26 protein-coding genes are annotated in these 22,532 nt (G+C 69.1%); 8 read left to right on the top strand and 18 right to left on the bottom strand.

Translation table 11 applies throughout. The features are described from left to right. Positions 1-56 precede the first annotated feature (56 nt). Both ACXC9Q_RS41410 and hppD read right to left on the bottom strand, forming a co-directional pair. Positions 57-530, bottom strand: coding sequence for a hypothetical protein (locus ACXC9Q_RS41410; RefSeq protein WP_457062485.1), 474 nt, complete (start codon positions 528-530; stop codon positions 57-59). A 149-nt stretch (positions 531-679) separates the two neighbouring features. Next, positions 680-1,882, bottom strand: coding sequence for a 4-hydroxyphenylpyruvate dioxygenase (gene hppD / locus ACXC9Q_RS41405; protein WP_457062483.1), 1,203 nt, complete (start codon positions 1,880-1,882; stop codon positions 680-682). 148 nt (positions 1,883-2,030) lie between these two features. Between hppD and ACXC9Q_RS41400 the strand changes: the two genes are divergently transcribed. Then, positions 2,031-2,501 (top strand): Lrp/AsnC family transcriptional regulator, encoded by a 471-nt coding sequence (locus ACXC9Q_RS41400; RefSeq protein WP_328523403.1) that lies wholly within the window; start codon positions 2,031-2,033, stop codon positions 2,499-2,501. Here ACXC9Q_RS41400 and ACXC9Q_RS41395 read toward each other — a convergent pair. Next, complete coding sequence (locus ACXC9Q_RS41395; RefSeq protein WP_132150562.1) at positions 2,498-3,142, bottom strand: IclR family transcriptional regulator; 645 nt, start codon at positions 3,140-3,142, stop codon at positions 2,498-2,500. The genes ACXC9Q_RS41400 and ACXC9Q_RS41395 overlap by 4 nt on opposite strands. A 55-nt stretch (positions 3,143-3,197) precedes the next feature. Between ACXC9Q_RS41395 and ACXC9Q_RS41390 the strand changes: the two genes are divergently transcribed. After that, positions 3,198-3,953: a hypothetical protein gene (locus ACXC9Q_RS41390; protein ID WP_457062481.1), complete on the top strand. Its 756-nt coding sequence runs from the start codon at positions 3,198-3,200 to the stop codon at positions 3,951-3,953. Here the strand turns inward: ACXC9Q_RS41390 and ACXC9Q_RS41385 are convergent. Next, complete coding sequence (locus ACXC9Q_RS41385) at positions 3,950-5,182, bottom strand: MFS transporter (RefSeq protein WP_457062479.1); 1,233 nt, start codon at positions 5,180-5,182, stop codon at positions 3,950-3,952. The two genes, ACXC9Q_RS41390 and ACXC9Q_RS41385, sit on opposite strands and share 4 nt — an antisense overlap. 29 nt (positions 5,183-5,211) lie before the next feature. Next, positions 5,212-5,973: a phytanoyl-CoA dioxygenase family protein gene (locus tag ACXC9Q_RS41380; protein WP_457062477.1), complete on the bottom strand. Its 762-nt coding sequence runs from the start codon at positions 5,971-5,973 to the stop codon at positions 5,212-5,214. A 354-nt stretch (positions 5,974-6,327) separates the two neighbouring features. Between ACXC9Q_RS41380 and ACXC9Q_RS41375 the strand changes: the two genes are divergently transcribed. Next, positions 6,328-6,735 carry a helix-turn-helix domain-containing protein gene (locus ACXC9Q_RS41375; protein WP_457062476.1) on the top strand — a complete coding sequence of 136 codons (408 nt, stop codon included), beginning with the start codon at positions 6,328-6,330 and terminating at the stop codon, positions 6,733-6,735. A 14-nt stretch (positions 6,736-6,749) separates the two neighbouring features. Then, entirely contained in the window at positions 6,750-7,295 is a 546-nt protein-coding gene (locus tag ACXC9Q_RS41370; RefSeq protein ID WP_328523408.1) for an NUDIX hydrolase family protein, read from the top strand. Between the two features lie 13 nt (positions 7,296-7,308). On the opposite strand, the gene ACXC9Q_RS41365 is transcribed toward ACXC9Q_RS41370, so the two are convergent. After that, positions 7,309-8,037 (bottom strand): SDR family oxidoreductase, encoded by a 729-nt coding sequence (locus tag ACXC9Q_RS41365; RefSeq protein ID WP_457062474.1) that lies wholly within the window; start codon positions 8,035-8,037, stop codon positions 7,309-7,311. A 101-nt stretch (positions 8,038-8,138) separates the two neighbouring features. Between ACXC9Q_RS41365 and ACXC9Q_RS41360 the strand changes: the two genes are divergently transcribed. Further along, entirely contained in the window at positions 8,139-8,978 is an 840-nt protein-coding gene (locus ACXC9Q_RS41360) for a helix-turn-helix transcriptional regulator (protein ID WP_457062473.1), read from the top strand. A gap of 23 nt (positions 8,979-9,001) precedes the next feature. Here ACXC9Q_RS41360 and ACXC9Q_RS41355 read toward each other — a convergent pair whose 3' ends face one another. Further along, entirely contained in the window at positions 9,002-10,804 is a 1,803-nt protein-coding gene (locus tag ACXC9Q_RS41355) for a DEAD/DEAH box helicase (RefSeq protein ID WP_457062471.1), read from the bottom strand. A gap of 139 nt (positions 10,805-10,943) precedes the next feature. Here ACXC9Q_RS41355 and ACXC9Q_RS41350 point away from each other — a divergent pair, with 139 nt between their 5' ends. Next, entirely contained in the window at positions 10,944-11,210 is a 267-nt protein-coding gene (locus ACXC9Q_RS41350) for a DUF3039 domain-containing protein (protein ID WP_328523412.1), read from the top strand. 9 nt (positions 11,211-11,219) lie between these two features. On the opposite strand, the gene ACXC9Q_RS41345 is transcribed toward ACXC9Q_RS41350, so the two are convergent. The 11 genes from ACXC9Q_RS41345 to ACXC9Q_RS41295 all read right to left on the bottom strand — a co-directional run bounded on the left by ACXC9Q_RS41345 (position 11,220) and on the right by ACXC9Q_RS41295 (position 21,082). After that, positions 11,220-11,777 (bottom strand): YqgE/AlgH family protein, encoded by a 558-nt coding sequence (locus tag ACXC9Q_RS41345; protein WP_457062469.1) that lies wholly within the window; start codon positions 11,775-11,777, stop codon positions 11,220-11,222. 7 nt (positions 11,778-11,784) lie between these two features. Continuing rightward, a complete protein-coding gene (locus ACXC9Q_RS41340) occupies positions 11,785-12,165 on the bottom strand; it encodes a VanZ family protein (RefSeq protein ID WP_457062467.1) in 381 nt (126 codons plus the stop codon). A 13-nt stretch (positions 12,166-12,178) separates the two neighbouring features. Next, complete coding sequence (locus ACXC9Q_RS41335) at positions 12,179-13,609, bottom strand: malic enzyme-like NAD(P)-binding protein (RefSeq protein WP_457062465.1); 1,431 nt, start codon at positions 13,607-13,609, stop codon at positions 12,179-12,181. Positions 13,610-13,681: 72 nt separating this feature from the next. Further along, positions 13,682-15,187 carry an ABC transporter substrate-binding protein gene (locus ACXC9Q_RS41330; RefSeq protein ID WP_457062464.1) on the bottom strand — a complete coding sequence of 502 codons (1,506 nt, stop codon included), beginning with the start codon at positions 15,185-15,187 and terminating at the stop codon, positions 13,682-13,684. A 25-nt stretch (positions 15,188-15,212) separates the two neighbouring features. After that, positions 15,213-16,016, bottom strand: coding sequence for a hypothetical protein (locus ACXC9Q_RS41325; protein WP_457062463.1), 804 nt, complete (start codon positions 16,014-16,016; stop codon positions 15,213-15,215). Continuing rightward, a complete protein-coding gene (locus tag ACXC9Q_RS41320) occupies positions 16,013-16,651 on the bottom strand; it encodes a histidine phosphatase family protein (RefSeq protein WP_457062462.1) in 639 nt (212 codons plus the stop codon). Before ACXC9Q_RS41320 ends, ACXC9Q_RS41325 begins: the two co-directional genes overlap by 4 nt. Next, complete coding sequence (locus tag ACXC9Q_RS41315) at positions 16,648-17,652, bottom strand: ABC transporter ATP-binding protein (protein WP_457062460.1); 1,005 nt, start codon at positions 17,650-17,652, stop codon at positions 16,648-16,650. The genes ACXC9Q_RS41320 and ACXC9Q_RS41315 overlap by 4 nt, the downstream gene beginning before the upstream one ends. Then, positions 17,642-18,628 carry an ABC transporter ATP-binding protein gene (locus ACXC9Q_RS41310; protein WP_457062458.1) on the bottom strand — a complete coding sequence of 329 codons (987 nt, stop codon included), beginning with the start codon at positions 18,626-18,628 and terminating at the stop codon, positions 17,642-17,644. The genes ACXC9Q_RS41315 and ACXC9Q_RS41310 overlap by 11 nt, the downstream gene beginning before the upstream one ends. Further along, positions 18,628-19,509: an ABC transporter permease gene (locus ACXC9Q_RS41305; RefSeq protein WP_457062457.1), complete on the bottom strand. Its 882-nt coding sequence runs from the start codon at positions 19,507-19,509 to the stop codon at positions 18,628-18,630. Before ACXC9Q_RS41305 ends, ACXC9Q_RS41310 begins: the two co-directional genes overlap by 1 nt. A 2-nt stretch (positions 19,510-19,511) precedes the next feature. Continuing rightward, complete coding sequence (nikB, locus tag ACXC9Q_RS41300; protein WP_457062456.1) at positions 19,512-20,438, bottom strand: nickel ABC transporter permease; 927 nt, start codon at positions 20,436-20,438, stop codon at positions 19,512-19,514. Continuing rightward, positions 20,438-21,082 (bottom strand): helix-turn-helix domain-containing protein, encoded by a 645-nt coding sequence (locus tag ACXC9Q_RS41295; protein WP_457062454.1) that lies wholly within the window; start codon positions 21,080-21,082, stop codon positions 20,438-20,440. Before ACXC9Q_RS41295 ends, nikB begins: the two co-directional genes overlap by 1 nt. 172 nt (positions 21,083-21,254) lie before the next feature. Here ACXC9Q_RS41295 and ACXC9Q_RS41290 point away from each other — a divergent pair, with 172 nt between their 5' ends. Next, on the top strand, positions 21,255-22,199 hold the full coding sequence (locus ACXC9Q_RS41290) for a DUF6772 family protein (RefSeq protein ID WP_457062453.1): 945 nt from the start codon (positions 21,255-21,257) through the stop codon (positions 22,197-22,199). Positions 22,200-22,203: 4 nt separating this feature from the next. Next, positions 22,204-22,521 (top strand): hypothetical protein, encoded by a 318-nt coding sequence (locus ACXC9Q_RS41285; RefSeq protein WP_457062451.1) that lies wholly within the window; start codon positions 22,204-22,206, stop codon positions 22,519-22,521. Positions 22,522-22,532: the final 11 nt, after the last annotated feature.

The following is a 22,532-nucleotide window of genomic DNA, read 5'->3' as shown; positions in this document are numbered from 1 at the left end:
AACGGTGTCCGCTTCCGGAAGATCACCCCACGCGTCACCCCACCGGGTGAGCGGGCTCAGCGGGTGCGCTTGGTGGCGTTCTCCGAGATCTCCTCGTAGCCGCCGCCGTAGTTGTGGAACTCGCGGCCGATCGCGGCGAAGGTGACAGAGCCGTCGGCCGACTTGACCTTCGGAGTCCGGCAGGTGCGCTGGCCCTGGACCACCGCGCCGTTGCCGCCGCTGGTGTCACAGCTGAGCACGCGACCACTGTTGGCGCCGCCGTACTGGATCAGGAAGGCGTTGGCCTTCGCGTTGGCCACCACCGGCGATGCCATGGTGATCTCGGCCCAGTACTGCGAACACCTGTCCCGGACCAGCCGGACCGTGCCCCAGCTGGGTGGTCTCTGATCGCGCAGCATCGGCGCCGACGAAATGGATCTCGCGCCCGAACAGCTCGCGGCTTCGGCCGCCTGGGCCGGTGTCGCGGCGAGGGCGATCGCGCCCACCCCGGCCAGGCCCACGGTGCTGAGCAGAATGCCCAGAGTCTTCATGACGAAACCCTTCCTGAGCATGCGCCCCGACGCACACTCAGGAAGGCACACTACGCGAACAGCCCCTGCCCCGACAGTCATTCCGGTAATCGGACGGCGACACGCCGTGTGCAGTTGCTATCGGCAAGCTTCAGGGGTGGCCGGCACTCCTAAAGGTTGCCCCGGCGCTCTTGTTCGCGCTCGATCGCCTCGAACAGGGCCTTGAAGTTGCCCTTGCCGAAGCCGAGCGAGCCGTGCCGCTCGATCAGTTCGTAGAAGACGGTCGGGCGGTCGCCGACCGGCGCGGTGAAGATCTGCAGCAGATAGCCGTCCTCGTCGCGGTCGACCAGGATGCCGCGGGACTGCAGTTCCTCGATCGGCACCCGGACCTGGCCGATCCGGGCCCGTAGCTCCGGGTCCTGGTAGTACGAGTCCGGCGTGTTGAGGAACTCGACCCCGTTCGCCCGCATGATGTCGACCGTCCGCAGGATGTCGTTGGTGGCGAGCGCGATGTGCTGGACGCCGGCGCCGTCGTAGAACTCGAGGAACTCGTCGATCTGCGACTTCTTCTTCGCGATGGCCGGCTCGTTCAGCGGGAACTTCACCCGGTGGTTGCCGTTGGCGACGACCTTGCTCATCAGCGCGGAGTAGTCGGTGGCGATGTCGTCGCCGATGAACTCGGCCATGTTCACGAAGCCCATGACCTTGTTGTAGAAACCGACCCACTCGTCCATCTTGCCGAGCTCGACGTTGCCGACGACGTGGTCGACCGCCTGGAACAGCCGCTTCGGGTGCCCCGCCGGCCGGGTCACCTGCGTGGTCGCCGCGACGAACCCGGGCAGGTACGGCCCGTCGTACTTGCTCCGGTCGACCAGCGTGTGCCGGGTGTCGCCGTACGCCGCGATCGCGGCCCGCCGGATCGTGCCGTGCTCGTCGGAGACGTCGTTCGGCTCCTCCAGTACGACGGCGCCCTGCTTGCGGGCGTGCTCGACGCACTTGTCCACGTCCGGCACCTCGAGCGCGAGGTCGGCCACGCCGTCACCGTGCTTGCGGTGGTGCTCGAGCAGCGGGCTCTTGGGGCTGACGCCACCGGTGATGACGAACCGGGCCGAGCCGGCCTTCAGGACGAACGCCTTGCTGTCCATGCTGCCCGTCTCGGGGCCGGAGTACGCGACCAGGTCCATCCCGAAGGCGAGCTGGTAGTACTTCGCGGTCTGGGTGGCGTTGCCGACCACGAAGACCACCGCGTCCATCGCGGTGACCGGGAACGGGTCGGTGCTCTCGTCGTACGGCACCAGGCCGACGAGCTGCTTCAGCTGGTCGAGGTCGAGATCGGCGTCGAGCTCTGCGGGGGTGAGGTCGGTGCTGGTCATCGTGATCCTCCCGGTTCGGATGCGTGCACCGAGCCTCGTGGTGGGGAGGCAGGTTGCGCAACAGTTCCTTGTTTCATTGCGCAGGTTGTTCAGTATGCTGGGGTGACTGCTGGACTATTTGGTCAGCCTGACCACTGCGGGAGGTGCCATGTCGGTGGATGCGCTGGACGCCCGGATCCTGGGGCTGTTCGCGGCCGAGCCGCGGGTCGGCGTACTCGAGGCGTCGCGGCGGCTCGGGGTCGCGCGAGGCACTGTGCAGGCCAGGCTCGACCGGCTGCAGCGTGACGGTGTCGTCCGCGGCTGGGGGCCGGACATCGACACGACCGCGATCGGCTATCCGGTGACGGCGTTCGCGACGCTGCAGATCGAGCAGGGCTCGGGCCACACGGCCGTGGCGGCGGCGCTGGCCCGGATCCCGGAGGTGCTCGAGGTGCACACGATCACCGGCGCCGAGGACCTGTGGTGCCGGATCGTCGCCCGCTCGAACGCGGACCTCCAGCGGGTGATCGACCAGGTCGTCATCGTCCGCGGCATCCAACGAGCATCCACAGTGATCGCGCTGGCCGAACAGATCCCGCATCGAGTGCTGCCCCTGGTCGAGGCGGCCACGAAGAACTAGGCGAGACGCTTGGCGACCTCCACCGCCGCGCGGGCCACTCGGGGGCCGACGAAGTCGCGGTCGAGTTTGCCGAGGACGACGACGCCGATCGAGGCTTCGACGCCCGGTACGCCGAGGACCGGGGACGACACGCCCTGCGCGCCGGCCTGCAACTCCCCCGACGTGACCACGAACGGCCGCCCGGCCGGGTCGGGTTTGCGGCGTCCGGCCAGGATCGCCTTCCCGGCCGCGCCCTGGTCGAGGGCATGGCGGGAGCCCATCCGGTAGGAGACGTGGAAATCGGTCCAGCTCGGCTCGATCACCGCGATCGCCAGCGCCTCATCGCCATCGGCCACGGTCAGGTGCGCCGTCGCACCGGTGTCCTCAGCGAGTGATCGCAGGACCGGCAGCGCCGCATCACGCAGAGTGGGCTGCACGCGCCGGCTGTAATGCAGCACGGCCAGACCGAGACGGGCCCGGCCTTCACTGTCACGGCGGACCAGGCGGTGCAGCTCGAGGGTGTTCACCAGGCGGTAGACGACGGTCCGGCTGACTCCCAGCGCGGCTGCCAGTTCGGTGATCGAGAGACCGTCCGGAGCGTCCGCCAGCAACTCGAGGACAGTGAGTCCCCGGTCGAGCGTCTGAGAGGTCTCCGCGGGCACCTCCGAAGAGTATCCGTTTTTCGGGCGCGGCCCGATGGCCCCGTATCTTGCTGCCGTGCGAAATTACTGGGCGCTCCTCCCCGCCGTCGCCGTGATCGTGGTGCTGATCCTGGTCTATGCCGTTCCGACCCTGATCAATCCGCAGTGGACCAGCTCGATCCTGGCGCTGTTCCGCCAGCACCCGGTGGACCCGCAGGCGACCCAGGACGAGGCTCAGCGGGCGGCCGGCGTGCTCGGCCCGCAGCAGATCAGGTCGCGGCGGATGCTCGCCGCCGCGATGGTGGTCGGCGCGGTCGCCCTGATCGGCTTCAACGTGTCCCTGAACCGGGAGGCGAACGGCTGCCACATCGCCGCCCGGGCGTTCGGCGCGGTCGAGGGCGATGGCAAGGACGCCAAGGACCCGTGCATCAACATGATCTTCGGCAGCTTCTTCGGCGACGGCACCGGAACGACCGAGGAGACGAAGCCGCAGCCGGTTCAGTCCTACCAGCTGGTCCGGAAGAAGCACCCGACCTACCTCCCGTGGATCCAGAACGCGCCGGACTACAAGGAGGCCGACCTGCTCATCGGGACCAGCATTGAGTGCAACGGGGATCTGCGGGTCGAGGAGGGCGACGACAAGATCACCGTGCTGGTCGACAGCGACTCGCCGTGCCCGCCCGCGACCGAGGTCTCGCTCACCGCGATCAAGCTGAAGAAGCCGCTCGGCGACCGCAAGATCGTCACCGTCGACGACCAGCCGATGCAGCAGATCGACCCGGACGTCGACTCCTGGCCGACCGTGCTCAAGAAGCTGGTGACGGGCGGCTAGCGCAACGCGCGGACCTGCGAGTCGTACTCGCGGAAGGGCCGGTTGCGGGCCAGCAGGATGAGCAGGCCGACGATGCAGACGGTCGCGCCGCCGAGCAGCGCGATCGTCGGGGTGGTGAGGGACGCCGCCGTACCCGCGACGAAGTCACCCAGGCGCGGTCCGCCGGCCACCACCACGATGAAGACACCCTGCAACCGCCCACGCATGGCGTCCGGAGCGGCGGACTGCAGGATGGTGTTGCGGTACGCCGAACTCACCATGTCGGCCGCCCCCGACATCGCGAGCAGCCCGACACCCAGCCAGATCGTGCGCGACAGACCGAACAGCCCGACCGCCGCGGCGTACACCGTGATCGCGACGACGATCGCCACGCCCTGACGACGCACCCGGCTCACCCAGCCGGAGAACAGCACGCCGACCAGCGCGCCGAGCGCCGGAGCCGCCTGCAGGACACCGACGGTCCGAACGCCACCGGCGAAGAACGCGCCCGCCACGGCCGGGAACAGCGCGCGGGGCTGGGCGAACACCATCGCGAGGATGTCCGCGAGGAACGTCGCCAGCAGCGCCGGCGCCGCCCGCAGGAACGTGAACCCCTCGAGCACCGACCGCAGCCCGGCCCGCCGGACCAGTCCCGTCGGCGGCACCGGCGGCAGCCGGAACAGCGCGTACAGCGCCGCCGTGAACGTGATCACGTCGACCAGGTACGCCGCCGCGAACCCGTGCCACGCGATCACCGCCGCCCCGAGCAGCGGGCCGGCGGTGAAGCCCAGGTTGAAGGCGGCCTGGCTGAGCGTGTTTGCGGCCGGCAGCAGCTCGGGCCGGATCAGCCGCGGGATGATCGCGGACCGGGCCGGGTTGTTCACCGCGAAGCACGCCGACTGGCAGGCCACGACGGCGTACAGGATCCACACCTGGTTCCAGTGCAGCTGCGACTGCAGCACCAGGATCATCGAGAGCAGCCACAGTCCGGATGACGAGACGAGCGCGAGGGTACGCCGGTCGATCGCGTCGGCCATCGCCCCGCCGTACAGGCCGAAGACGATCAGCGGCACCAGTGAGCACAACCCGACCAGCCCGACCGCGAACGTGGAGTGCGACAGCGCGTACACCTGGATCGACACGGTCACCGCGGTCATCTGCTGCCCGAGCTGCGACACCGTCGACCCGACCCACAACCGGCGGAAATCCGCTGACTCCTTCAGCGGGCGGATGTCGGTCAGCAGCGGCACTCTGACAACTTATGTCATCACGTGAAGTATCAGACCCGCGGGAAGTGTTCGTCATCGAACGGTTCGCCTACGGTCAGGCCGAGACCGTCGGTGACGACGTGGCCGACACCGGTGTACGTGGTGGCCGCGTCGATGTAGATCGCGACGTGCGCGATCCGCGGATCGTCGGTGTGGTTCGGCGTCGCGGAGTGGGCCAGGTAGGCGTTGTGGAAGGTGCAGTCGCCCGCCCGCAGGGGGATCGTCAGCCGCTCCTCCCAGCGCAGGTCGGGCGCGGCGCGGAACATGTCGTCCCGGTCGGCCAGATCCTGGCTGCGCAGATCCTGGTGTCGCTGCGAGCCGGGGATGAACGTCATGCACCCGCGCTCCACCGGTACATCGACCAGCGCGACCCAGGCCGACAGCGAGGCCCGCGACCCGGCGTGCGGCCAGTACGGCGCGTCCTGGTGGAACTCGGTTGCCGCGCCGTTGTGCGGCGGCTTGATCAACAGCTGGTCGTGCCAGATCCGCACCGGCACCCCGGCCAGCGCGGTGGCGGCCGCGGCGAGCCGCGGGTCGAGGGTGAGCTCCCGCAGTACGGCGTCGTCCCGCCAGACGTTGACGTGCTGCTTGAAGATCGGCGACCCGTTCGCGTAGTCGTCCGCCGACGCGCTCGCCGCGATCGCGGCATCGCGGAACCGGGCCGCCTCCTCCGTGCTGATGATGTTCCGGATCCGGACCACGCCGTCGCGACGATAGGCCGAAATGGTCTCTTCATCCAGTACGGCGGGTGCCGTAGGGTCGGTCGTGGTCATCGGTGTGCTCCTCGAAATCCGTTGCCGGGAAGGTACTTCCAGCCTGCGGCGTGCCGGCTGTGGATGACAGGCAGTGGTTGACCAAGACTTGACCGATCTTGACCTGTGAGGTGCGCGTGCACAACGTTCTGAGCAGCGAGGTGTTCCCCGACCAGCGTCTTCCGGTCGCCGGTGAGCGGCTCGAGCTGGTGGCCGATGTCGCGCCGCACAGCCACGCGTTCTTCGAGATCGCGGTCGTCGTCGCCGGCCGGGGTACGCACCTCTCGGCCGCCGGCGAGGTGCCGCTCCGGCCCGACTCGGTCGTCGTGCTGCGGGCCGGGCGAGTGGCACGGGTACACCGACTGCGCCGGCCTGGTGGTGCGCAACGCCTATCTCGGCCCGGACGTCTTCGGGCTGCTGTCCGGCGCCCTGGTGCCCGGCGGAGGAGCGTCGTACCCGGCTCATCCGGCGGTCCAGCAGGCGATGCGCTTGCTGGAGGCAAGCATCGACGAGCCGTGGACGCTGGACCGGCTCGCCGCGCTCGTCCACCTCGCTCCCGGGTATCTGGTCCGGCTGTTCGGCCGGACCGCGGGGATCGCCCCGATGGCCTACCTGGACCGCCTCCGCGCCGAGCGGGCCGCGGGTCTGCTGATCGAGACCGAACTGCCGATCGCGACCGTCGGCGCGATGGTCGGCTGGCACGACCCGAGCCATGCCAGCCGCCGCTTCCGCGCCACCTTCGGCCTCAGCCCCTCCCGCTACCGGTCCACCTTCCGACCGTAGGCAAAGATGGGTGCATGACGTCGCTGCGCACGCCTGACCCGAACCCCGGCTGGCTGTCCGAGTTCGCGCTTGCCGAGACCCGGTCGCGGGTCCCGATCCTGTACGTCGAGGCCGTCCCGGCCCGCGTCGACACCTTCGGCCAGATCGAGCAGATCGGGGTGCTGCTGCGCACCTCGGCCGCGACCGGCGAGATCACCCGGACCCTGGTGTCGGGCCGCGTGCTGCACGGCGAGTCGATCCGCGACGCGTTGCAGCGCAATATCGAGAAGGACCTCGGCCCGACCGCGTTCCCCCGGCTGCCGGTCAGCCTGGTGCCGGCCACGGTCGCCGAGTACCTCCCGTTCCCGGGCGTTTCACAACTGCACGATCCCCGCCAGCACGCGGTCGCGCTCGTGTACGTCGTGCCGGTCACCGGCGAGTGCGACCCGCGCCAGGACGCGCTGGAGCTCACCTGGCTGACCCCGGCCGAGGCGCTCCAGCCGAGCCTGCTCGCGGACCTCGAGGGTGGCCGCGGGCAACTGCTCAAGCAGGCCCTCGCCTGGTCCGGCGCCATCGTCTAGTCTCGCGCCCGCGTCACCACGGCAGGCGGCCCGCTTCGGCGTGCACCTCACCCGTCGCTGCGTCGGAGCCCAGGGTCGCCAGCCGGACCGCCACGGCGGCGCCCTCCGCGGGCGTGCGCGGCGCGTCCCAGCCGCCCATGTCCGTCGCGCAGTTCCCGGGGTCGGCGGCGTTCACCAGGATCCCGGTGCCACGCAGCTCGTTGGCCAGCATCACCGTGACCATGTTCACCGCGACCTTCGACGAGTTGTAGCCGAGCGTCAGTACGGTCGACATCCGCGACTCCGGATCCCCGACCTGCGCGAACGACGCCAGTGACGTCGACAGATTCACGACCCGCGCCTGTCCAGCCCGAGACAGTAGCGGCAACAGCGCCTGCGTCACCGAGACCAGCCCGATCACGTTGGTCTCGAACGCCTCCCGCAGTACGGCGGACTCCACTCGCGACACCGCGTCGTCACCGACCGGGATGATCGCGGCGTTGTTCACCAGTACGTCGAGGCGTCCGTACGTGCTCTCGATCTCCTCGGCCGCCGACCGCACCGACTGCTCGTCGGTCACCTCCAGCTGGATCCCGGTCGCATCGAGGCCCTCGGCAACCAGTTCCTTGGCGGCGGCCTCGCCGCGGGCCAGGTCTCGCGAGCCCACCAGCACAGTGAACCCGGCCTGCCCGAGCTGCCGTGCGATCTCCTTGCCGATGCCCTTGTTGGCGCCCGTGACGAGCGCGATCTTGTGCGTGGTCATGCGGTCCAGGCTGCTGCGGTCCGGCGTACGGAGGCAGAGCGAGTTGAGCCTGGGATCGGCAGTCCCTGGTTGCGGTTGGCGACGGCTGCGATCCTGGGTTCATGGATCGGGGACAGCTCGCGGAGTTCCTGCGCCTCCGGCGAGAGGCGTTGCAGCCGGCCGATGTCGGCCTACCGGCGGGCCTGCGGCGACGGACGCCGGGGCTGCGGCGGGAGGAGGTCGCGAGCCTTGCCACCATGTCGACCGACTACTACACCCGGCTCGAGCAGGGCCGCGGTCCACGCCCGTCCCGCCCGGTGCTGACCGGCCTGGCCCGCGCACTGCGGCTGTCCGACGACGAACGCGATCACCTGTTCCGGCTCGGCGGCGAGCAACCCGGTCCGCCTCCGGGTCCACCGGCCGACGTGCGGACCGGCGTACTGCGGATGCTGGCGCGGCTCGACGTACCAGGGCTGGTGCTGGACGCGAAGTACGACGTCCTCGCGTGGAACCCACTGGCGGCGGCGTTGATCACGGACTTCTCCGCCCTGCCGCCGCGGGATCGGAACCTGCTGCGCCTGCGGTTCCTGACCGACCGGCAGACCCGGCTGTTCGGCGAGGACGCGACCCGGGAGTTCGCGCGGGAGGCGGCCGCCGACCTGCGGGCCGCGACCAGCACCTACCCGGACGACCCGGCCATCGCGCGGTTGGTGACCGATCTGCTCGACGGCAGCGCGGAGTTCGCGGCGATCTGGGCGCGGCACGAGGTGCGCCGGCAGCAGACCCTGTGCCAGACGATCTTCCACCCGGAAGTCGGCCGGATCGACGTGATCTGCGAGGTCCTGGTCATCCCGGAGCGCGATCAGCGCGTCGTGCTGTACACCGCTGACCCCGGCTCCCCGTCCGACCAGGCGCTCCGGCTCCTCGAGGTGATCGGCACCCAGGAACTGACCCGGGGCTGAAACCTGCCGAGCCCGGGCCCGGGTCAGGCGCGGCGTTGGGTGGCCCAATCGCGGATCAGCTCGATGCGTTCCTTGAGCTGGGTCGAGGAGGCGTGGGCGGCGGCGGGGCCGCCCAGTTTGCGGCGGAGGTCGTTGTGGATGACGCCGTGCGGCTGGCCGGTGCGATGGTGCCAGGCGGCGACCAGGCCGTTCAGCTCGCGGCGCAGGAGGGCGATCTGCTCGTGGGTGGCGAGCTCGGTCGGCGTGGGGTCCTCGCGCTCCTCGGCCGCGCCGCGCCGGGTCCGCTTCTGCGCCGCCAGCGACTTCGCCTGCCGCTCGCGCAGCAACTCCCGTACCTGATCCGGCTCGAGCAACCCCGGCAGGCCGAGGAAGTCGAGCTCCTCGTCGGAGGCCTGGTCGCCACCGGTCCCATAGTCACCACCGTCGAAGACGACCCGGTCGAAGCTCGCGTCCGACCCGAGCGCCTCGAACTTCGCGTCCAGTTCGTCGCTGGCCGCCTCGGTCTGGTTCGCCTTGGCGAGCAGGTCGTCCTCGAGGGCGAAGATATCGCCGTCCTCGTTGCTGTTCTTCCGCCCGAGCACGTGGTCGCGCTCGGCCTCCATGTCGGCCGCGAACCCGAGCAGCCGGGTCACCGACGGCACGAACACCGACGCCGTCTCACCCCGCTTCCGGGCCCGCACGAACCGCCCGACCGCCTGCGCGAAGAACAGCGGCGTCGACGTCGGCGTCGCGTACACCCCGACCGCGAGCCGTGGCACGTCCACACCCTCGCTGACCATCCGGACCGCGACCATCCACCGCGAGTCCCCCTCGGAGAACTTCGCGATCTTCTTGCTCGCCGCCTTCTCGTCGGACAGCACCACGGTCGGCGCCTCGCCGGTCAGCTCCCGCAGCGTCTTCGCGTACGCGCGGGCCGTGTTCTGATCACCCGAGATCACCAGCGCGCCCGCGTCCGGCATGTGCCGCCGGACCTCGGTCAGCCGCTTGTCCGCGGCCGCCAGCACCGCCGGCATCCACTCGCCTGCCGGGTCCAGCGCCGTACGCAAGGCCTGAGCAGTCAGGTCCTTCGTCAACGGTTCACCCAGCCGGGCCGCGACCTCGTCCCCGGCCTTGGTCCGCCACCGCATCTCACCGGAGTACGACATGAAGATCACCGGGCGTACGACGTGATCGCGCAGAGCGTGACCGTATCCGTAGGTGTAGTCCGCCTTGCTCCGCGCGACGCCGTCCGGCCCGTGCTCGTAGGTGACGAACGGGATCGGGTTGTCGTCACTGCGGAACGGCGTACCCGTCAGGCACAACCGGCGGGCCGCGGGCTCGAACGCCTCCCGGACACCGTCACCCCAGCTGAGCGCGTCGCCGCCGTGGTGCACCTCGTCCAGGATCACCAGCGTCTTGAACCGCTCGGTCCGGACCCGGAAGGCCAGCGGGTTCACCGCGATCCCGGCGTACGTCACCGCGACACCCTGGAAGTCCTTGTTGGTCTTGCCGCGCCGGCCGGCGAACGCCGGGTCGATCGCGATCCCGGCCCGGTCGGCCGCCTCGGCCCACTGGACCTTCAGGTGCTCGGTCGGCGTCACCACCGTGACCCGCTCGATCTGCCGCCGGTGCAACAACTCGGCGGCCACGGTCAACGCGAATGTGGTCTTACCGGCTCCTGGGGTCGCCACGGCGAGAAAGTCCCGCGGCTGCTGGTCGAGATAAAGCTTGAGCGCCTCCGCCTGCCAGGCCCGCAGCTTGCTCGCGGTCCCCCAGGCGGCGCGGTCCGGATACGCCGGCGGAAGCACGGCTGGTCCAGCTGGCACGCTCGAATCCACGGACGGCATACTCCCCCGTTAGTCGACTGTCGGCCGTGCAGGAACGTTACCTGACTTCGCCGGCAAACCTCGACCGGCGTGTCGGGGTACGGGCGGTCTGTGGAGAAAGTTCCCGGGTTCGCTGGAGTTGCGTTCTACACTTTGGGGCATGAGTACTCAGCTGACCCCTGGCGCCGAGACGGTCGTCGACGAGCGGACCCAGCCGTCGCTGGAAGAGCCCGGCGATCACGAGCGGTTCTCGCACTACGTGCCGAAGGACAAGCTGACCGAGGCGATGGTGATGGGCACGCCGGTGGTCGCGCTGTGCGGCAAGGTGTGGGTGCCGAGCCGCGACCCGCAGCGCTTCCCGGTCTGCCCGGAGTGCAAGGAGATCTGGGACTCGCTCAACCCCGGTGACGACGGCGGCGAGGAGTAGGCCCGGACGTCAGTTCAGGGTCGGATCGTCCGGGTACGTCGCCAGATACGCCATCTGATCGTTCTGGCGGCGGAGCACCCGGCGCCACAGGGTGTCGGGGTGCAGGCTGAACACGTCGTCGGGTTCGGACTCGACGACGTACCAGGCGCCCTCGGTGATCTCGCCCTCCAGCTGCCCGCTGGACCAGCCGGCGTACCCGGCGAAGATCCGCATCCGCTGGATCGCGCCCTCGAGCAGCGCCGGCGGTACGTCGAGGTCGATCAGCCCGATCCGCCCGAAGCACTCCCGCCAGCCGGGCGGGTCTGCCGACTCGATCACCTCCGCGACGGCCAGCGCGCTGTCGGTGCCGACCGGACCGCCCATGAACAGCACGCCCGGCTCGTTCACCGTGTTGGACCAGTCCGGGAGCACCCGGTCCACGGCCAGGTCGGCCGCGCGGTTCACCACCACCCCCAGCGCGCCGTCGTCGTCGTGATCCAGCAGCAGGATCACCGACCGGCGGAAGGGCGGCTCGTCGAGCAACGGGGTCGCCACGAGCAGCGAACCGGTCAGGGTCGTGGCCGTCATAACTCCATCATGTCGTACGACGGAGCACTCGGAAGGCCAGCCAGGCACCGAAAGCAACACCGGCGAGGTCCGCGATCGCGTCGAACGGATCGCCGTCGCGTTGCGGCAGCAGGTAGTGCTGCACGATCTCGCTGACGATCGCGTTGGCGACCAGTGCCGCCAGCAACCAGCGCGCCTGTACTCCGACCTTCAGCCCGAGGAATGCGACGGACGCGAACAGGAAGAAGTGCGCGATCTTGTCCACCTGCGGGATCCCGACGTGCGGACCAGCCTCCCGCGGCGCGTAGACGCCGTACAACTGCAGCGCGCAGGCGGCGATGAAGCCGATCCGCCACGCCCACACCGTCACTCGCGACCCGGCCGTCGCCCCCGTCAGAGTAGATGTCACCCAACCACCGTACTCACAGCGCCGGAGAGTCGTCCGGGAAGCTCTCGGCCACCGGGGCCTTGCCGCCGGCCGCGTCGCGGACGGCGTGCGCGACCATCGTGTGCACCTCGGGGTGGAACACGCTGGGCACGATGTAGTCCGCGTTCAGCTCGTCGTCGGTGACGACACCGGCCAGCGCCTTCGCGGCGGCCAGCTCCATCTCGATCGACACCTTCGACGACTGTGCGTCGAGCAGACCGCGGAAGACGCCCGGGAAGACCAGCACGTTGTTGATCTGGTTCGGGAAGTCGCTGCGCCCGGTCGCCACCACGGCCGCGTGCTCGTGTGCCGCGGCCGGGTCGACCTCCGGGTCCGGGTTGGCCAGCGCGAAGACGATCGCGTCCTTGTTCATGGTGGCGATGTCGGCGCCGTTCAGGATGTTCGGCGCGGACACGCCGATGAACACGTCCGCCCCGCTCAGCGCCCCCTTCAGGTCGCCGCTGTACTTCGCCGCGTTGGTGTTCTCCGCGATCCAGCGCAGCTCCGGCGACAGCCCGTCGCGTTCGGTGTGGATGACGCCGGCGATGTCGGCGACGATCGTGTCCTGCACGCCGGCCTCGATCAGCAGCTTCAGGATCGCGGTGCCAGCCGCACCCGCGCCGGACAGCACCACGCGGACCTCACCGATGTCCTTGCCGACCACGCGCAGCGCGTTGAAGAGCGCCGCCAGCACCACGACCGCCGTACCGTGCTGGTCGTCGTGGAAGACCGGGATGTCCAGCTCCTCGCGCAGCCGGGCCTCGATCTCGAAGCAGCGCGGCGCGGAGATGTCCTCCAGGTTGATCCCGGCGAACCCGGGTGCGATCGCCTTGACCACCTGGATGATCGCCTCGGTGTCCTGGGTGTCCAGGCACAGCGGCCACGCGTCGATCCCGGCGAACCGCTTGAACAGCGCCGCCTTGCCCTCCATCACCGGCAGCGCGGCCTTCGGGCCGATGTTGCCCAGCCCCAGTACGGCGGAACCGTCGGTGACCACCGCGACACTGTTGCGCTTGATCGTCAGCCGGCGCGCGTCCTCGGGGTTGGCCGCGATCGCCAGGCAGACCCGCGCGACCCCCGGCGTGTAGATCATCGAGAGGTCGTCGCGGTTGCGGATCGGGTGCTTGGCCTCCATCGAGATCTTGCCGCCGAGGTGCATCAGGAACGTCCGGTCCGAGACCCGGGCGATCTCGACGCCCGGTACGGCGCGCATGGCCTCGACCAGCCGGCCGGCGTGCTCGGTGTCGGCCGCGGCGCAGGTGACGTCGATCCGGAGCCGCTCGTGACCGGACGCGGTCACGTCGAGCGCGGTGACCAGACCGCCGGCCTGCTCGACCGCGGTCGTCAGCTTGCTCACCGTCGAGCCACCTGCGGGCACCTCGAGGCGAACGGTGATGGAGTACGAAACACTCGGCAAGGCAGTCACGCGGGTGATCCTCTCATGTCACTGGTAAGCCCTGGAGGTTACGTACGCGATATGCAGGACAGAGGTCGGGCCTCAGCTCCCCGACACCGTCACCTTGGTGAACAACGGCCGGCCGCTCGGGGGCATCACGAAGTTCTGGACGCGGGAGCGGACGGCGGCGTTGGAGGCCAGGTCGGCGGGGAAGATGCCGACCGCGTCGTCCCAGATGATCTGACCGGCCTGTTGGTAGAGCTGCGGCCGTTGAGCCTGATCGACCGACGAGCGGGCGTCGAGGAGGAGTTTGTCCAGGGCCGGGTTGCAGTAGCCGTTGCGCTTGGCGGTGCAGACGTAGAGCCGGGCCAGTGTGTAGTCGGCGTCGCCGGTGCCGGTGACGTTGGTCTGCAGGTTCATGTCCCAGTTGAGCTTGCCGAAGTCCTCCAGCCACTGGGCGCGTTCCTTCTCCAGCGGCTTCACCGTGACGCCGATCTTGGCCCAGTCCGAGATCATCGCCTGCGCCAGCGCGCGGATGTTCGGTCCACCTTCCAGGGGCCACTGCATCGACGTGCTGAACCCGTTCGGATATCCCGCCTCGGCCAGGAGTTGCTTCGCCTTCGCCGGGTCGTAGTCGTACGGCGACAACTTCGGCGCGCCGATCACGCCCTGGGCCAGGGGCGCCTGCGCGACCGACGCGAGATCACCGAACAGGTCCTTGACCGTGCCCTCGAGGTTGAGCGCGTGCCACATCGCCTGCCGCACCCGCTTGTCGTCGAACGGCTTCCGGTTCGCGTTGAACCAGTCGAAGTAGTACGTCCAGCTCGGCGTCGTCGAGTAGCTGATCCCGTCGCCGCCCTTGACCGACCCGACCTGGTCCGGCGGGATCTGCGTCAGTACGTCGACCTCGCCGTTCTCCAGCGCGGTGATCCGCCCGGCGACCTCCGGGATGTTCACGAACTCCAGCTTGCTCAGCTTCGGCGCACCATCCCAGTACGCCGGATTGGCCGCGAGCTCGAGCTTCTCATCGGGCTGGAACGACGTGACCGTGAACGGCCCGGTCCCGATCGGCTTGGTGAAGAACCCGTCGGTGTTGATCTTGTCCGCCGGCCCGATGAACAGCAGCGTCAGCGAGCTCAGCAACGTGCCGAGCGGCTTGCTCGTCTTCACGGTCACGGTCTGGTCGTCGGTCGCCGCGAACGACGTCACCGTCGAGTACAGCGGTACCAGCGGGCCGTCGAGCTTCTTGTGCCGTTCGTACGACGCCACCACGTCCTTCGCGGTGAACGGCGTACCGTCGGAGAACTTCACACCGGACCGGAGCTTGAACACCCAGGTGTTCGGATCCGGGTTCTCCCACGAGGTCGCGAGGACCGGGACGATCTTGCCGTCGTCGACCCGGACCAGCGGCTCCATGATCTGCTGGATCGTGGTCTGCACGCTCTCCTCACCGGCGTACTTGTAGGTGTCCAGCGACACCGGGAACATCGCCGGTGCGTAACGCAGGCTCTGCTCTCCATCACTGCTCGGCTCACTCGCCGGCGAACACGCGCTTAGCGCTGCCAGTGCGGCGACGGCGACCGCCGCCACGATTCGCTTCCTCAACACAGGGTTCTCCTTTGCGGGGCAGGGGTCACGAGGCGGTGTCGCTGGGAGGCCGCGTGAAGGTGTAGGTGGCGACGACCGGGTAGTGGTCGGACGGAGCCCGGCCGTCGTGGAAGAAATCGACGACTTCACTGGTCCGCGCGGCGAGCGGCCCGCGGGCGAAGATCCAGTCGATCGCCTTCGGTGGTGAGGCGAGCGGCGACAACCGGGTCCCGATCGGACCGGTCGCAACCGTCGGCACGACCGGGTGCGTCACCGGTGCGTGCCGGCCGAGCGCGGTGAAGCTGTCCAGGAACCCGGCGTTCCCGAGTTCCCACTGCGGTGGACCGATGTCGTTGATGTCGACGGTGAACAGGCAGGCGGTGTCCCCGGCCAGCCGCTCCAGAGCTTCGGCGATCTCGCGTGCTTGACCGACCCGCCGGTTGACGTGATCGGATCGCTCGTCCGGATGCCCGGGCCAGGTCAGGTGCGCCGTACTGAAGATCAGCTCGACGTTGTCGATTGTCTGCAATCGGACCCAGAACAGGCGCGCGTCCGGGGAGAGGATGCCGACGTCTTCCGCGCCGTGCTCGACGTATGTGAAGAGCTCCCGTCGCCACCACAGATTGCTCTGCGTCTCCCACCCCGCCGCGCCGTCCACGCGCTCGTGACCCGGCAGCGCCTCGTCGAGCAGCTTGCGGGTGACCGGCCGCAACTCCTGTACGGCGAGGAGGTCGGGCGGGCGGGTCGCGAACAGCTGGGTGATCGCGTCCTGGCGCTGGTCGAGATGGAAGTCGGCCCACAGGTTGTAGGTCATCACCACGAAACTGAAGTTGCTCAAGGCAAGGGTCATGCCGGCTGCTCCTCGGTCGTTCCGGCGGTCGGGACGTTGTACGCCGTGAGTGTCGTGACCGCGAGCATGGCGTCGGCCTTCAGCGTTGTGAGCGAGCAGTTGACCGGTGGATCGAGCCACACCTCACCACCGGGCGGAAGCCGCAAGGTGGAGGCGGCGGCGACCCGGATCGGACCGCCGTGCGTCACCACGAGAACTCGATCGGCCCGGGAGCCGGCGATGTCGCGGATTGCGTCCCAGATGCGTTCTCGCAACTGCGCGAAGGTCTCGCCACCGCCGCGGGCGACGTCCTCGCCTCGCGCGAAGGCCTCCACGACTGCCGGCTCCTCGGCGTACACCTCCGCGAAGGTCCGCCCACCCCAGGTGCCGACGTCGATCTCCCGCCAGCGCCTGTCGACGCGAACATCCGCGCACGCACCACCGTCGACGTATGGCTGCAGGGTCTCGCCGACCCGCTGCAGGTCGCTCGCGACGATCCGATCGAACGGCCCGGTCGCCCGAAGGTACTCGGCGGCCAGCTTCGCCTGCCGGTGACCGAGTGGACTGAGGCCGGTGCCTTGCTGGCCTTGGTAGCGGTCTTCGGCATTCCACAAGGACTCGCCGTGCCGAAGCAGGACCAGTTCAGTGCGGCTCATCGGGCGGCTCCGGAGAGTTCGGTGGCGAAGTGACACGCGGCGGGGTGGAGGTCGAGCCTCGTAGCGAGCGCCGGGTCTTCGTGGGCGCAGATGTCTTCGGCCTTCCAGCAGCGCGTGCGGAAGCGACAACCCGATGGCGGGTCCGCGGGCGAGGGGACGTCGCCGCCGATGATGATCTGCTCGCGGGCCGGCTTGTCCCACGGCTTCGGATCCGGGATGGCCGACAGCAGCGCTTGGGTGTACGGATGCAGCGGCCGGTCGAACAGGTCGTCCTGCGGCGCGTTCTCGACCACTCGCCCGAGGTACATCACCGCGATCCGATCGGAGATATGCCGTACGACGGACAGGTCGTGGGCGATGAACAGGTACGCCAGGCCGAGTTCCCGGCGGAGGTCCGCCAGCAGGTTGAGCACCTGGGCCTGCACGGATACGTCGAGCGCGGAGACGGCCTCGTCGCAGATCACGAGTTTCGGGCGGAGGGCCAGTGCGCGGGCGATGCCGATCCGCTGCCGCTGACCGCCGGAGAACTGGTGTGGATATCGCTGCGCGTGATCCGGGTTGAGGCCGACGCGCTCGAGCAACTCGCGGACCTCGACGTGGAAGCGGTTGCGGGGCACGACGTCGGGGTGGATCTCCCACGCCTCGCTGATGATCTGGTCGACCGTCGCGCGCGGGTTGAGCGACGCGTACGGGTCCTGGAAGATCATCTGCAACTGCCGGCGGACCCCGCGCATCGATGCCTTGGGCAACGAGGTCAGCTCCTCGCCGTCGAACACGATGCTCCCCGACCGAGCCTTCTCCAACCCGGCGATCGTCCGCGCCACCGTCGACTTCCCCGACCCCGACTCCCCCACCAGCCCGAGCGTCCCGCCGGCGGGGATGTCGAAGGAGATGCCCGCCACAGCCTGGATCTGCCCGACGGTCCGTCGAAGCAGTGCGGACCGCAGCGGGAAGGTGGTGTGCAGGTCCCGCACCGACAACAGCGGAGTCTCAGCGGGCATTGGCGAGGACTCCTTCGGGGTGGTGGCACGCGGCTTGGTGGTGGGCGGGGCGGCCGGGGAGGGCCAGCAGGGTGGGCTGCTGTTCGGCGCAGAGGGAGTCGGCGTGCCGGCAGCGTGGACGGAAGGAGCAGCCGGAGGGGAGGGAAAGGAGGTCCGGTGGCGAACCCTGGATCGGGATCAGGCGGTCGCGGGAGCCGTCGAGGGCTGGGATCGAACCCATCAGACCGGACGTGTACGGATGGCCGCTGTGTTCGTAGACCTCGCGGATCGGGCCGGTTTCCACGACGCGACCGGCATACATGAGGACCACGCGGTCGGCGACGCCGGCCACGACGCCGAGGTCGTGGGTGATCAGAAGCAACGACATGCCGTCCTCGGCCTGGAGCCGGGTCAGGAGGTCCATGATCTGGGCCTGGACGGTCACGTCCAGCGCGGTGGTCGGTTCGTCGGCGATCAGCAGCCGGGGCGACAACGCGAGCGCCATCGCGATCATCACCCGCTGCCGCATCCCGCCGGAGAACTGGTGCGGATAGTCGTCCAGCCGCTTCGACGCGGCCGGGATACCGACCCGCTTCATCAGCTCCAGAGCAGCCGCCCGTGCCTCCCGCCGAGACGCACCGCGATGCCGCCGGAACATCTCCCCGATCTGCGCACCCACCCGGAACACCGGGTTCAGCGAGCTCAGCGGATCCTGGAAGACCATCGCGATCTCGCGCCCACGCAAGCCTTTCGCCGTACCAGGAGCGAGCAGGTCGCGACCGTCGTACGTGATCGACCCACCGGTGATGCTGCCGGCGGGCTTGGGCACGATCCCCAGCACAGCCTGTGCGGTGACACTCTTGCCGCTGCCCGATTCGCCGAGCAGCGCGACGGTCTCGCCAGCACCGACCTCGAACGACGCTCCGTCGACGGCCGTCACCACGCCACCCGACGTGGCGAACTCGACCCGCAGGTCGCGGACACTCAGCAAACCCATCACAGACTCCTCAGCCGGGGGTCGTAGCGGTCCCGCAGCGCGTCGCCGAGGACGCCGAGGGACACCACCAGGAAGGCCAGCGCGATCCCCGGGATGGTCGAGATCCACCACGCGTCCGCGAGATAGTTGCGCCCGTTCGCGATCGTCACGCCCCAGCTCGGCGTACTGGCCGGCGTACCGAGGCCGAGGAAGCTCAACGACGCCTCGGCCAGGATCACGTGCCCGATCTCGACCGTCGCCACCACCAGCACCGGCGCGACACACGCCGGAAGCACGCACCGCGTGATCAAGCGCCAGGTCCCCGCACCCAGCGTCCGCGACGCGTCGACGAACTCCCGCCGCCGCGTTGCCAACGCCTGCCCGCGGGCGACCCGGGCGAACGTCACCCAGTTCGACACCGCGAGCACGATCACCACGTTCACCACCGACGGCCCGAGCAGCGCCGCGATGAAGATCGCCAGCAGGATCGAGGGGAACGCCAGCTGGATGTCGGCCAGCCGCATCAGTACGCCGTCCAGCCAGCCACCGAAGTAGCCCGCGCCCAGCCCGATCGTCACCCCGATCGTCCCGGCCAGGAGCAGCGTCGCCAGCCCGACCGCGATCGAGATCCTTGCCCCCTGCAACATCTGGGCGAACAGGTCCTGGCCGACCTGGTCGGTGCCGAAGATCGCGAAGGACCCGTCGGACAGCCGGCTGAACGGCGGCTTCAGCCGATCCGCCGTCCGGGTGTCGACCGGGTTGTACCGGATCAGCCACGGCCCGATCGTCGCGGCGACGACGTACACGCCGATCACCGCCAGGCCGAACCGGATCCGGACCGAGCCGGCCCTGGTACGACGTGGCGCGGCCACCGGGGCCGCGACGGACAGCTCGACAGCCATGGTCAGTCACCCGCCAGACGGACCCGCGGGTCCAGGAAGCCGTAGAGAAGATCCACGAGCAGATTGATCAGGACGAAGATCGTTGCCACCAGCAAGATCGAGGCCTGGACGACCCCATAGTCGCGCCGCCCGATCGAGTCGATCAGCAGCCGACCGACGCCGGGCCAGGCGAACACGGTTTCGACGATCACCGTCCCGCCGAGCAACGCGCCGAACTGCAGCCCGACCACGGTCACGATCGGGATCAACGCGTTCCGCAGCGCGTGGACGAGGATCACGACCTCCTCGCCGAGTCCCTTCGCCCGGGCCGTCTGCACATACCCTTCGTGGACGACCTCGAGCAGGCCGCTGCGCGTCAGCCGGACCAGGATCGCCAGGAACGGTAACGCGAGCGTGATCGTCGGTAGCACCAGATGCGACCACGTCCCGGATCCCGCGCTCGGCAACACCTTCAGACCGCGCGCGAACACCAGGATCAGCACGATCCCCAGCCAGAACGACGGCGTCGACTGTCCCATCAGCGAGAACACCGAGATCGTCCGGTCCACCCAGCTGTGCGCCCGCAGCGCAGCGATCACCCCGAGCGGCAGCCCGATCAGCAGCGACAGCAGCAACGCGGTCGTCGCGAGCTGCATCGTGGCCGGAAGCCGTTGCAGCACCAGGCTCATCGAGTCCGCGTTGAGCCGGAACGACTGCCCGAAGTCGAGATGCACGACGTTCACCAGGTATGTCGCGTATTGCTGGATCAGCGAGTGGTCGAGTCCGAGCTGGGCGCGCAGCGCTTCGACCTGCGCCTGGTCCGCATCGGGCCCGAGCATGATGTACGCCGGGTCGCCGGGGACCAGCCGCAGTACGACGAAGATGATCGTCACCGCACCCCACAGCACGAACAGCGAGAACACCAGCCGCCGGACGACGTACGCCGCCATCAGACGCCGCTCCGCAGTACCGACACCACGCGCCGTACCTCCTCGATCGAACCGGCTTGGACCAACTCCGCCCCCAGCGCCCCGGCACACCGCCCGTCGGTGTCCCGCACCGGTACCGCGACCATCCGCGGCAGCGAGGCGACCGGCCGGGAGTTGTGCGCGAAACCGCTGACCCGAACGCGCTGCAACGTGTCCAGGAGGTCCGGCGTACCGGTGACCTGATCCGCCGGCAGAGCCGCGAGGTACGCACGTCCGAGCGCACTCTGGCGCAGAGACACCGCATGGCCCGGTCGGATCGAGCCGCCGCCGGCCACCGCGGCTACTTGCAGCACGGTGCCGACGCTCTTCGGCAGTGGCTTCGCGAGGACCACCAACCGGCCGAGCCGATCACCGAGCGCGGTCAGCGACTGCTCCGGCCCGGCCCGACGGTGCGCCGTTCGCCGCACCGCGGCCAGCCCGTCGAGCGCGGTGTAGCGGTGGTCGTCGACCCGGTCGGCCAGGCCGTGCTCACAGAACGTCGCGAGGATGCGGTGCACGGTGCTCTTGTGCAGGCCGACGCTGACGGCCAGCTCGGTCACGCCGTACGCGCGGTCCTCGCGGTTCAGCTCGGCCAGCACGGTCAGGGCACGGCTCAGCGACTGCATGATGCCTCGATTCCGTGAACGTTAACGGTAGCGTTAATGCACCGTAGAAGTGTGTTATTTACGTGTCAATAGACCACCGTTGCTGTGGGCGGAACAGCCGATTGACGGTCAGTTCCCGTGAACGTTAACTTCACTGACCATCCACCTGATCCCGCCTTCTGGGAGGCTTTGCGTGACGACATCCGACGTACGCGCCGCGCTGCTGGCCGCCGATCCCCGGCTGTCCAAGTTCTCGCCGTTGCCCCGCATCCTGGCCTTCGACGAGTTCGACAGCGGAACGCACGGCTGGTGCGAGCTGCTCGGCAACTACAACGGCCGGGGCGACCTCAGCACGGTCGACGACCACATGCGCGACTTCCGGCCGCCACAGCTGTCGGCCTGCAACTTCTTCGACATCGGTACGCACGGCGCCCTCAGCGGCACGTACGCCCTCAAGCTCGCCACCCGCCCGTACAAGGGCCACACCGCGGTCGCGATCCGCCGGCTCACCATGAGCGGTCGCGGGCTCGTCCAGCTGGAGACGTACTTCGCGTTCAAGTCCGAGGCAACCCTCGGCGGCGGCGCCGAGCTGGACAACTTCGGCGATGTGCAGTGGGACGGCAACACCCATCCGTCCGAGGCGCAGTTCGGCGCGTTCACGGTCGCGACCGACCTGTGCGGCGACGGCGGCCTGCGCTACCACACCGTCGCGCGATACCAGAACACCGATATGGACAATCACTTCACCCGGCAATGGATGGCTCCGGTCGTCCCCGAGCCGACGCCGCGTGAACACTTCGAGGGCAAGGTGAAGCTGGAGTACGCCGCCGACTTCACCGCACCGAACCCCGAGGACTGGCAGGCGTTCGGCGAGCCGCAGGAGCTCTGTTACAACGAGGTCCCGACCAAGGTGAACTGGCACTACCTGCGCTGGCTCGTCGACACCGAGAAGCGGCGCAATATCGAGCTGCAGGTCAACGACCGGGTGATGGATATGCGCGACGTGCCGGTTCCGCCGTACGAGGAGCGCTACGAGACGCTGGAGAACCTGCTGAACTTCTACTTCTCGGTCCGCACCCACAGCTCGGTCCGCAACTTCTTGTTCCTCGACTCCGTCCTCATCTCGGTTGATTGGTAGGCCCATGCGACAGTCCATGACGGCGGTGCTGGAACGCGACACCACGTTCGAAACCCGCTTCGCCACCGAGCCGTACGAGGTCGCCTGGGCCGGTGAGGCGCGCTGGTTCGTCCAGCACGTCGGCGGCGACGGTACGGCGACGTACGTCACCCAGGTCTCTCCCGACGGCATCACCTGGTGCGATCTCGACGACAGCGAGCACGTGGCCGAGCCGGGCACGCTGATCAGCTGGCCGGTCGCCGGCTTCGGCCACTGGCTCCGGCTGCGCGCCAAGGTCGACGGCTCGGTCCAGGTGCGGATCCACCTGGCCGTGAAGGCCTAAGCTGCCACAGG

This window comes from Kribbella sp. CWNU-51, assembly GCF_054073265.1.
Note: the sequence above shows the minus strand (reverse complement) of the source record. Positions and strands in the feature narration are given on the sequence as shown.